At 58.3% G+C, this 8,659-nt stretch carries 9 protein-coding genes; 5 read left to right on the top strand and 4 right to left on the bottom strand.

Translation table 11 applies throughout. From position 1 onward, the window contains the following. From HCC78_RS30735 to HCC78_RS30725, 3 genes are all read left to right on the top strand, one after another. On the top strand, positions 1–1,012 hold a 1,012-nt coding region (locus HCC78_RS30735), incomplete at its 5' end, for an Ig-like domain-containing protein (RefSeq protein WP_172332552.1). Between the two features lie 139 nt (positions 1,013–1,151). Then, the gene (locus HCC78_RS30730; protein WP_172332551.1) at positions 1,152–1,919 is read left to right on the top strand and encodes a hypothetical protein; all 768 of its coding nucleotides are present in this window, start codon (positions 1,152–1,154) and stop codon (positions 1,917–1,919) included. Beyond that, positions 1,916–2,275: a hypothetical protein gene (locus HCC78_RS30725; RefSeq protein ID WP_172332550.1), complete on the top strand. Its 360-nt coding sequence runs from the start codon at positions 1,916–1,918 to the stop codon at positions 2,273–2,275. Before HCC78_RS30730 ends, HCC78_RS30725 begins: the two co-directional genes overlap by 4 nt. On the opposite strand, the gene HCC78_RS30720 is transcribed toward HCC78_RS30725, so the two are convergent. From HCC78_RS30720 to HCC78_RS30710, 3 genes are all read right to left on the bottom strand, one after another. Next, complete coding sequence (locus HCC78_RS30720) at positions 2,254–2,946, bottom strand: VPLPA-CTERM sorting domain-containing protein (RefSeq protein ID WP_172332549.1); 693 nt, start codon at positions 2,944–2,946, stop codon at positions 2,254–2,256. The two genes, HCC78_RS30725 and HCC78_RS30720, sit on opposite strands and share 22 nt — an antisense overlap. A 337-nt stretch (positions 2,947–3,283) precedes the next feature. Continuing rightward, positions 3,284–4,192 (bottom strand): hypothetical protein, encoded by a 909-nt coding sequence (locus tag HCC78_RS30715; protein WP_172332548.1) that lies wholly within the window; start codon positions 4,190–4,192, stop codon positions 3,284–3,286. After that, positions 4,182–5,657: an Eco57I restriction-modification methylase domain-containing protein gene (locus tag HCC78_RS30710; RefSeq protein ID WP_172332547.1), complete on the bottom strand. Its 1,476-nt coding sequence runs from the start codon at positions 5,655–5,657 to the stop codon at positions 4,182–4,184. The genes HCC78_RS30715 and HCC78_RS30710 overlap by 11 nt, the downstream gene beginning before the upstream one ends. Before the next feature lie 259 nt (positions 5,658–5,916). Between HCC78_RS30710 and HCC78_RS30705 the strand changes: the two genes are divergently transcribed. Further along, positions 5,917–7,074, top strand: coding sequence for a DUF262 domain-containing protein (locus tag HCC78_RS30705; protein ID WP_172332546.1), 1,158 nt, complete (start codon positions 5,917–5,919; stop codon positions 7,072–7,074). Between the two features lie 10 nt (positions 7,075–7,084). Further along, a complete protein-coding gene (locus tag HCC78_RS30700) occupies positions 7,085–7,705 on the top strand; it encodes a HEPN domain-containing protein (RefSeq protein WP_172332545.1) in 621 nt (206 codons plus the stop codon). Between the two features lie 46 nt (positions 7,706–7,751). Here HCC78_RS30700 and HCC78_RS30695 read toward each other — a convergent pair whose 3' ends face one another. Beyond that, complete coding sequence (locus HCC78_RS30695) at positions 7,752–8,075, bottom strand: hypothetical protein (protein ID WP_172332544.1); 324 nt, start codon at positions 8,073–8,075, stop codon at positions 7,752–7,754. Positions 8,076–8,659 lie beyond the last annotated feature (584 nt).

Below are 8,659 nucleotides of genomic sequence, written 5' to 3'. Positions count from 1 at the left end.
CGCGGCAGCAGGGTTCGTGTCGGTTGGCGTGATGCCGCTCGGGTCCGGCATGGTCCGCTTCTGGGTCCACATCACCGTGTCCGGCACCGGGGATAGCCGGGTCATCCTGGATCTCGGCCACGTCTCGTCTGTCCAGAGCACCAGCTACCGCAACCCGGCGCTGTTCAACGGCCACTCCACCGAGGCGGAGCTTGCGTCTCTCGGCGGGGTCGTGGAACCGGCACCTGCCATCCTCTCGACCTACCCGGCCAGCGGACAGACCAGCGTTGCGGTCGATGCGGCGATCACCGTCACCTACGATCAGGACGTGACGCTTGTCGGCAGTCCAACGCTGACCGAGGGAGGCAGCCCGGTGGCGTTCACTGCCAGCGTCAGCGGCACGGTGCTGACCATCACCCCTGATGCGGACATGGCGACAGACGGAACCTTCGTGGTCACCCTTCCGGCGGGCCTTGTGGAAACGGCTCTCGGCACCCCGAGTGATGCAGCGAACTTCTCCTTCGCAACCGTTGCGTCCACCCTGTCCTGGTCCAGCAGCCTTGTGTCCTCCGACTTCTCCGATACGGTTTGGAGCGGCGGGCAGACGCTCACGGCTGGCTGGCTCGCCCTGGCGGATACGCAGTACATCCGGGCGGACAGCCTTGACGGGCTCGGGATGCCCCAGCTTGGCGCGGGCGACTACACCGTGGTCTGCGACATGCGGGACGATGCCCCTCTGGATACCGGCAACGGCTACTTCACGCTGCGCCAAGTCAACGGGGACATCAACTCGCTGACGACCCTGGCGTTTGCGACCGATGGAGTGTCGTCCGCTGGCATCGCCCAGGGGGCCATCGACATGGGCGGATATTTCCGGGTCTGGACGCACTACACGTCCGCCGCTGCCGCAGACCGGACCTACCTGGACGTTGGCCGGACAACGGGCGTGCAGGGCAACAGCTACGGCAGGACCGGCATCTTCACCGGCCACCTGACAGAGGCCGAGATCGGCAACCTTGCCGGAACCGCATGAGCCAACCCAAGGCCCCGGCATCTGTCCGGGGCCTGCCTGATCTTTCTCCATAAGAAGGCCGACCCATGGCAGATGAATTTGCGGCGCATGCCGCCTGGCTGAGCAGCCCACTTGAAAATGGCCCGGCAGTGGTGACGGCATGATCGGCATCGGAATTGGCGCCTGCATGCATGTCGGCATGCGGGCGGGATGGGGAGGTGTCGGGGATATCGCCAGCCTGCTTGCAGAGTACGACCCAAGCGACCTGTCCACGCTCTGGCAGGACTCGGCAGGTACTATCCCTGTCACTGCCGACGGCGATCCGGTCGGGCGCATGGACGACAAGAGCGGGAACGGGAACCACCTGCTGCAAGCGACGGCAGCAGCCCGCCCGGTCTATCATACCTCCGGTGGCCTGCACTGGTTGTCGTCGGATGGGGTCGATGACCGGCTGATCTGCACGCTGGCATCTAGCGCCTCTGCACTCGGCCTGATGGCCTGCGCCGCGAATCTCACCTACAATGGCTCGGCTGGAACGGCCATGGAGGCTGCCGCCGCAAACCGGGCGGATTCACTGTCAGGGCTATCGGCTGTTGCCGCAGACACCGTGCGGCAGGCCATCAACGGCACGTCCTTCACGTCGCGCATTACGGCCAACAATTCAGGTGTCGCCGGAACGGAGGCTGTCTATTCCAGCGTGCTGACAAGCGGAGCGCTCGAAACGCGGATCAACGGTGCCGTCACTGGCTCAGCCTCGGATGCATGGCCGGACGCGGACATCGCCGTGGTGTCAATCGGCGCGCATACCGGAGGCTTGCAGCGCTGCGAAGTGGATTTCTATGGCGGAGTCTTGGCGGCATCTATTTCTGCTGCAGAACTTGCCGCGGTCGAGGCATGGCTCGCCAGCAAATGCGGGGTGACGCTATGAGCACGGCATACATCTGGCGGATCGCCAGCATCGTGACGGCGGAACAGGTCGAGACGGCGAGGGCATTTTCCGAGGGCATGGGGCAGGGCCCTTCCTTCTCCGTGCCGTTGACGCCGGACGGCACGACGATCACCCACTATGGCGCCAGCGGCGTGGCCATGCAGTCCACCGTCGATTTCTGGAACGCGCCAGAGCTTGGCATCTCGGTCGGCGGTGGTCCGGTGATCGTGCCTGACCCGGCCATGGTGGCGGGGGTCGCGTTCTCGGTGGTGCCCGCCACGGAGAACGCCCGGGAGCAGTTCCAGGCGCTCTGCGATGGGCTGGGGCTGGCGGCCTATGTCGAGCCGGAGGTCTGAGGGGCCTTTTTGGTGCGGCGGCAGACAGACACTGCGGCTAGGCCAGACAGAAGCAGCACGCCTGCTGCCGGGACAGGAATGGGCGCTGGATATGCCGCCTTCCCATCTATATTGGCGTATCCCCCGGCGGCATTGATATCGGGGCGCGCAAAGTAGAAGCCCCATTCGTCCCCGTCAGCCACATTGAAAAGGAACGTTCCAGTCATCCACAGCGAGTCCCAGCTTGACCCCTGAAGCGGCCCAGTGCTGAGCAAAGTATAGGAGTCGTTGACAAAATAGCCGAACTGTCCGGACCCAGGGAACGAATCCTGGTCCAGAGAGAAATAAAATGACCCCTGAACCAGCAATGGTCCCGACGCCGTTGATACGCCGCGCGACAGGGTGGAGATTTGTTCGCCCGGGCTGTATTCAGGCATATATACGTAGTCGAAGTCGTAGCAGCCAACGCCCTGCGGGCCATCTTGTATTGGACACAGCCGCTCGCGCCCGCTGATCGACGCCGAGAACTGAGTCGGATGCGCGGTAGGATAGTTGCGGACCCACGAACCGAAATTGTATGACGTGTTTGAGCCACCCATGACTTGCGTCTGTTCGAGGTCAAAAGTTACCGCTGCAGCCTCCGTCCCAACGGCTGATAGCACCGATAGTATCAATGCGATTACTAATTTCATGAGTCCCTCATAATACTCCATTGCTCACGTTTGAAGGAATTTCAGATATTCAGATTCGAAGCAATGCGGTGCGCTCCACCTATCAGATTGCCCCATTTTTTCCACGCTCTCTGCCGCTGCGGCCATTGGGGCCGGGTGCTTGTGCCTGACCTGGCTGCGTTCGACCGGCCCGCGCTGGTGGCGCGGCTGCGGTGCTCGGTGTGCCACGCGGCGGGGCAGGTGGTGGAGACGCGGCTCGGGTGGGATGCCGGGGCGAACCAGATGGATGGCGCGCGGTGGGAGCCGGAGGGGTGAAGCAAGCGGCCCCGCATGCCATTTCCTAAATGGAGCCGCTATTCTAATTCGCTCGGCGGATTTCGTAACCTAGCTGATCCGGACTAATTGGCAGATCAGTCAGCTCGGTCCATTCTCTCCGGGCTGTCAGCGTGCGGATGTCTGGCGCTGAGAATACGTATCGCTCATCATACACACGGTAGATCTTCGAAAAGAACTTGGCGGGGTGAACAGCGCTATCCACAGCCGGGAACCCCATGATCAAATCACCAGGTGTTCCATGGTTCGAACTCACGAGGGCCATCGAAACCGCTTCGTAGCTGCTGACGTCGTCGCGGATTCCCCGTCGCCCTGCCAATTCGCGCAACGCGTTATGGTAGCGGATAATAGTCTCGACGGGCTCTCCGCCGACGCCGATAGCCACGTCGTTCTTCTGGATGGCCCGCTCTGGCTGGCTGCCTTCGCCCGGGAGAACCTGGACTGCGGCATCGATCTTCCGGTTGGCTCGCAGCACAGTCATGAACCCCGCTACCAAGGCCGGATAGGTGATGTGTAGATTGGTGCAGTCACCGACGGCTTCTTCCATCCGGTTGGTGAGATTTCGAAACGCCCCGATGGTGCCCTTCACCGAGATCGCCATCACAGGGCCGATTCCGTCCTTCGTCACCACGACGTCGACATTTTTGGTCTTCAGGCCTCCGAGGATCGTGCGCTCGGCATTTGTGGCAACGCTCTCGTCGTAAATTAGGCTGCGCTGACTGCCCTTGGAAACGGTTCGAAACGGCGGGTGCGGAGTGATATCCTCAGGTGGAAAGCCGCCTTCGAGCACTAGGCGGCAGGCGACGTACCAATGCAGCGGCTTGATGTGCTGCTGACTCTGAGTTTGGCCCGAAAATGTCGCGAAGTGCTCCAGTGCTTCGGCGGCCGTGACGAGGCGGCACTGCATCCGTCCGCGTTCCACCTCAATCGGCATAGTGCCGCCACCGCTGAAGTTCGGAAATGGCGTCGCCGATCAATTCGTCGTCGAGAGCGGCTATCCTTTCCGGAGTAGGGATCACGATCCGGGCAGCTTCGCGAGGCTCAAGTTTCAACATGCCGCCGCCCAAGGGGTGCCCTTCGAGCTCGCAGGAAAGCTGGAAGAACTTCGAGGCATGCGCGGCGGCGAGCGCCGGCCGATCGGCCTCTCTATGCAGTGTCACCGCGTGAAGACTGTTCGTACAGGTCGCCTTGGCCTCATTTTCGACCAAGGCCACGCTGCGACCGGACATGTAGGCCAGGAAGTAGTCGGGGATCCTCACGTCGGGAACGGCATACCATTGCGCGCGGTTGCGGCATTTGAAACCCGTTCGAGCCTGCTTTCCTGCAGTACTATCCAGATATCGACGCACCGAGGCCGGTAGCTTATCCTGGTTGCGCAAGTTCAGAAGGAGCATGGGTGCATCATCGCGCTCCATCCGGCGAAGGTCTGACACCTTCAACGCAGCGCTAGGCAAGCTCCGTGCATTTCGGATTGCGGGCGTCAGAACCGTTCTGGGAATGCCCCAGGCTTTTGCTTCGGATGGGCGGAGGTGGAAGAAGTTGTTTGCGCCGCTCACATAGCCGATGCCCGCGGTCGCAATGTCGCTCAGCCGACGGCTGCCTTCGGCCATGGTTGCGTCGAGGTAAATTTGCCTTTGGTCGGGAGACAGAAGGAAGGGGCGCAGGCGCCGGTTCCATGTCTCCCGCCACTCTTCGAGCGGAACCTCAACGTCCACCTTCGGGGGCGCATTGCTGGCCGAGAAATTGGACAGCCTTGTCAACGACAGATGGTGCGTGCTTTCTCCGCGGCCCTCCGCGTAAAGCAGCCAGCAATCTTCTGACAGCTCCGGAAACAGCTTGTCGCGTACGGCAATAAGTTGAACATGAGCAAATTGGCTCGCAAGCCATTCCAAAAGCGGGGCCGCGTAAGGTGCGTGACCGATCTCGGCCGGCACCACGAAGGCCATCCGGCCGCCTGGCTTGACCAAGCTGCCCGCGGCCACGAGAAAGGGGGCCCAAGATGAAGCAAGGCCGGAGAACTGCGCCCCTGAGCGGCGGCACAATGCCTGAGCGGCGGCGCGCGTCTCTCCCTTGAAGAGCTGGTAGCGGATGAACGGCGGGTTGCCAGCCGCGCAGTCGAAGCGCAGTTCGGTGTTCGCCGCCCAGCGGAAAAAATCGCCTTCATGCACCAACGCTCCTGCCGCCCGTGCCTTGGCAACGGAGGCCGAGGCAGGATCTTGCTCCACGCCTACCGAGTTGACGTGACCGGCAAGGAACCTCCCGTCGCCGCAACTCGGATCCAGCATGAGGTCCGTTTCATCTTGGACTGCCCAAGAGACGAGCGAGCGAACCACTGCATCTGGCGTGAAGTATGCGCCGTTCAGCTTAGCATTGGCCGGTTGATAATCGATTCTGGACATAAGGAAAGCTCCGGTCAGTGGCCTAGCTGACGTAGAACATACTTGGAACAGATCGCGCAACCACCTTGCCTCCACTGGAGCAGGATTCAGGCATGTCGACCTTGTCGTCATCCATGAAGGAAGCGCGGGTAAATGGGTTGAGTCAGAGGGGGGGTGGTTCCGGAAGCGTTGGCGCGTCAGAAGGCGCGCAGAGAAGGTCTTGCGCCCTTCGTTTCAATTGTGGGAGAGCTAACTTACTTTGATTTTCCGGGGGTGCCTAATGTCAGAGGTTGATGAAAATGGAGAACTCTTTGATGCTACGGAGGAGTCTGTTGAGCTGGAGCTCTCTGGAGAAGTATTTGAAGATCTTTTAATTCAGCCGGCTGATTGGACGATTGGAAGCCTCTATTCGCAGATCGGCAGGCAAATCGACTTAAGCCCAGACTTTCAGAGAAGAAATGTTTGGTCTGATATCGGTAGGTCGAATTTCATCGAATCTGTTTTTCTTGGAATTCCAATCCCACAAATTCTTCTTTCGTCACGTGCCGGAAAGAAAAACTCTTATCTTGTCCTTGATGGAAAGCAGCGGCTGTTGGCTCTGAAGGGTTTCATTGAGAATGAATTTCCGCTTAAGAAGCTTAGAATTCTCAAGGAGCTTGAAGGCAAGCGGTGGCGTGAGATTGAAGAGGATGACGATTGGCATGATCGTTTGATGAATACAACACAGCGTACTGCAGTAATAAGGAACTGGACAACGGAAAAGGTTTTGTATGAAATTTTCTACCGGTTGAATTCAGGTTCCGTGAAGCTTTCTCCAATGGAGCTTAGGATGTCGCTCCACCCTGGCGAGTTTCTTAAGTATATCGTGGCTTGGACAGAAGAATTGGGCCCTCTCCATCGCCTTCTTGGGAGGGCGAAGCCAGATCCAAGAATGTCTGATGTCGAGCTTTCAATTCGGCATTTGGCATTTTCTACGCGTATTACGCCGTACGCGGGAGACCTTAAGGATTTCTTGGACAGGACTTGCGTCGAATTTAACGATCGTTTTGGGAATGACAGGGAATTTCGCCGATACATAGAAGATGAGCTCACTAAAATGAGTGAGGCAATCGGGGTCGGTCTTGATATTTTTCCATATAGGAAGTTTTGTCGGAAATTTTCGGATGGTGAATATGAGTCGCGTTTCAATAGAGCGGTGTTTGATGTTCAGGTCGGTGCGCTTTCTGACGAGCGTGTGCGAGAGGTTGCCCTCCTAGAACCAGAAACGTTCAAAGCCGTGTATGAGTCTGTTGCTGCCCGGCAAGATTTTACGCGGGCTGTCGAATTTGCAACAAAGACTCCACATGCTACAAAGACAAGGTTTGAGATATTTTACCGGGCCATTCAAGGTGAATATGGGGTGGCTCTGGAGATCCCTGACATTGTAGTGTTGGAGTGATAGTATTTCCATGGCTCTTCCATCTGAAGATTACAGGAAGCTGCGAAAGAATATTCGGTCTTACAAGTCAGTCTTGCGCGGAGTTCCTGACGTCTCCAACGATACTGTGCTTCATCACTTAAAGGTTCAGTCCTATATTCTTCTGACGCATGCTGCGTTTGAAGAGTATTTGGAGGAGATTGCCAAGAGGTTGGTGAATGAAAGCGTAAGTAATTTTCTGACAACTAAAAAGATCAATTCATGTGTGGCGAGTTTGGTTGCATTCGAGACAGTCGCCCAGTTTTCAGAGGAAACCTCTCGGAAGTCGATACGAAAAGAGGTTGTGGAGAACCTAAATACATTTGTCGCTATTGCAAAAAGGAATTACTTGAGGGACGTGAAGGACAATCACGGAATCAAAATAAAGGATCAAAAGAAAATTCTCTTGTCAGTGGGAATAGATCCAGAAGAGGTTGATACCGTTACGGCGAGTGCAATGGATGCATTTGGAGAAAAGCGTGGAGGGGTGGCTCACACTTCAAGAATTACAACGTCCGAGACCCGTAGTTCTGCTGTGCATGAGGTCGAAACCATTCTTTCCGGTTTGAGGAACTACGATAGAGCTGTTGAGGACGCCATTCGCGTCCTTTAATTGTAAGCCATCGTCCGATGTTTCGGCGTCAACGGCTGGCTGACCGTCAAACGGCTGAACTGCTGATCCGCAGCCTGGCGCCATCGGCCCGAGGAGCGGGAACATCTGCACCAGTCAGGCGGGCCTCCACAACGACGGCGCGATCGCCGATCTTCTCGATGCGCTCGATGTCGAACCAGTGACCGTCCTTGATCTCGTTCTCCTTCTCGGACTGCGGCAGAACGTACAGCTGGTTGCAGCCGGTCATGTGCTCGGCGTGGGCGATCACCACCCCGGTGAAGCCCGTCAGGGTGTCCTTCACCTTGTCCCCCATGGCGACCCCGCAGAACGGGTCGTTGTCGGTGCTCTTGCGGTTGAAGATGCGAAGCATGTTGGTCTCCTTCTCGGTGGTTTCTTCAAGGCGGTGATCTTGGCGTTTCTGTGGCGCGCCACAGGTACAGGTCAGAATGGGTGATCCAGGCAGTGAACAAATGCGGGGATTTTGCGGAACACTGCCGGAACATGGCGTGTCGCGCTGCCCTCCGAAGACAGTGGGCTATCTGGCGATCTTGGCCAGCGAATCCATCATCATGGTCAGCGCCGCAGCGCTGTGTCCAGAAACGACGAGGAAGCGATCATGCGCCTCGTCCTTTGGCTGGTTCATCTTCGCCTTGAGTTTGGCGCGGCGCTTGCGAGCAGCCAGGCGTGGGTTCTCGCGTGGAATGTCAGTCCCCTGTCCTATTTTTCGGTGGTGGGGGCGTACCTTGTGAAGTCCTCCATGCGCGCCCCGGCACGGTAAAGAGTGTCGTAGTGGAGCGCGAACAGGTGGCCGTCAGGCAGGCCGTAGTCGCGCGCGTATGCGATAGCGTACGGAACGCAGAAAGCCCAGGTTCGACAGCTAAATCGCGATTTCGGCGGGTTGCGCCTCCCCGTGCATAATGAAAACAATGGGTTGGCGACCGGGAATAGTGGTTT

Source organism: Mangrovicoccus sp. HB161399 (assembly GCF_013184745.1).
In the GTDB taxonomy this organism is placed as follows: Bacteria; Pseudomonadota; Alphaproteobacteria; order Rhodobacterales; family Rhodobacteraceae; genus Mangrovicoccus.
The sequence above is the reverse complement of the archived record's forward strand: the minus strand, read 5'-3'. Positions and strand labels throughout refer to the sequence as shown.

Coding starts and splice junctions, on each gene's coding strand:
- HCC78_RS30730 (WP_172332551.1), top strand. CDS start 1,152: ATGATCGGCATCGGAATTGGCGCCTGCATGCATGTCGGCATGCGGGCG.
- HCC78_RS30725 (WP_172332550.1), top strand. CDS start 1,916: ATGAGCACGGCATACATCTGGCGGATCGCCAGCATCGTGACGGCGGAA.
- HCC78_RS30720 (WP_172332549.1), bottom strand. CDS start 2,946: ATGAAATTAGTAATCGCATTGATACTATCGGTGCTATCAGCCGTTGGG.
- HCC78_RS30715 (WP_172332548.1), bottom strand. CDS start 4,192: ATGCCGATTGAGGTGGAACGCGGACGGATGCAGTGCCGCCTCGTCACG.
- HCC78_RS30710 (WP_172332547.1), bottom strand. CDS start 5,657: ATGTCCAGAATCGATTATCAACCGGCCAATGCTAAGCTGAACGGCGCA.
- HCC78_RS30705 (WP_172332546.1), top strand. CDS start 5,917: ATGTCAGAGGTTGATGAAAATGGAGAACTCTTTGATGCTACGGAGGAG.
- HCC78_RS30700 (WP_172332545.1), top strand. CDS start 7,085: ATGGCTCTTCCATCTGAAGATTACAGGAAGCTGCGAAAGAATATTCGG.
- HCC78_RS30695 (WP_172332544.1), bottom strand. CDS start 8,075: ATGCTTCGCATCTTCAACCGCAAGAGCACCGACAACGACCCGTTCTGC.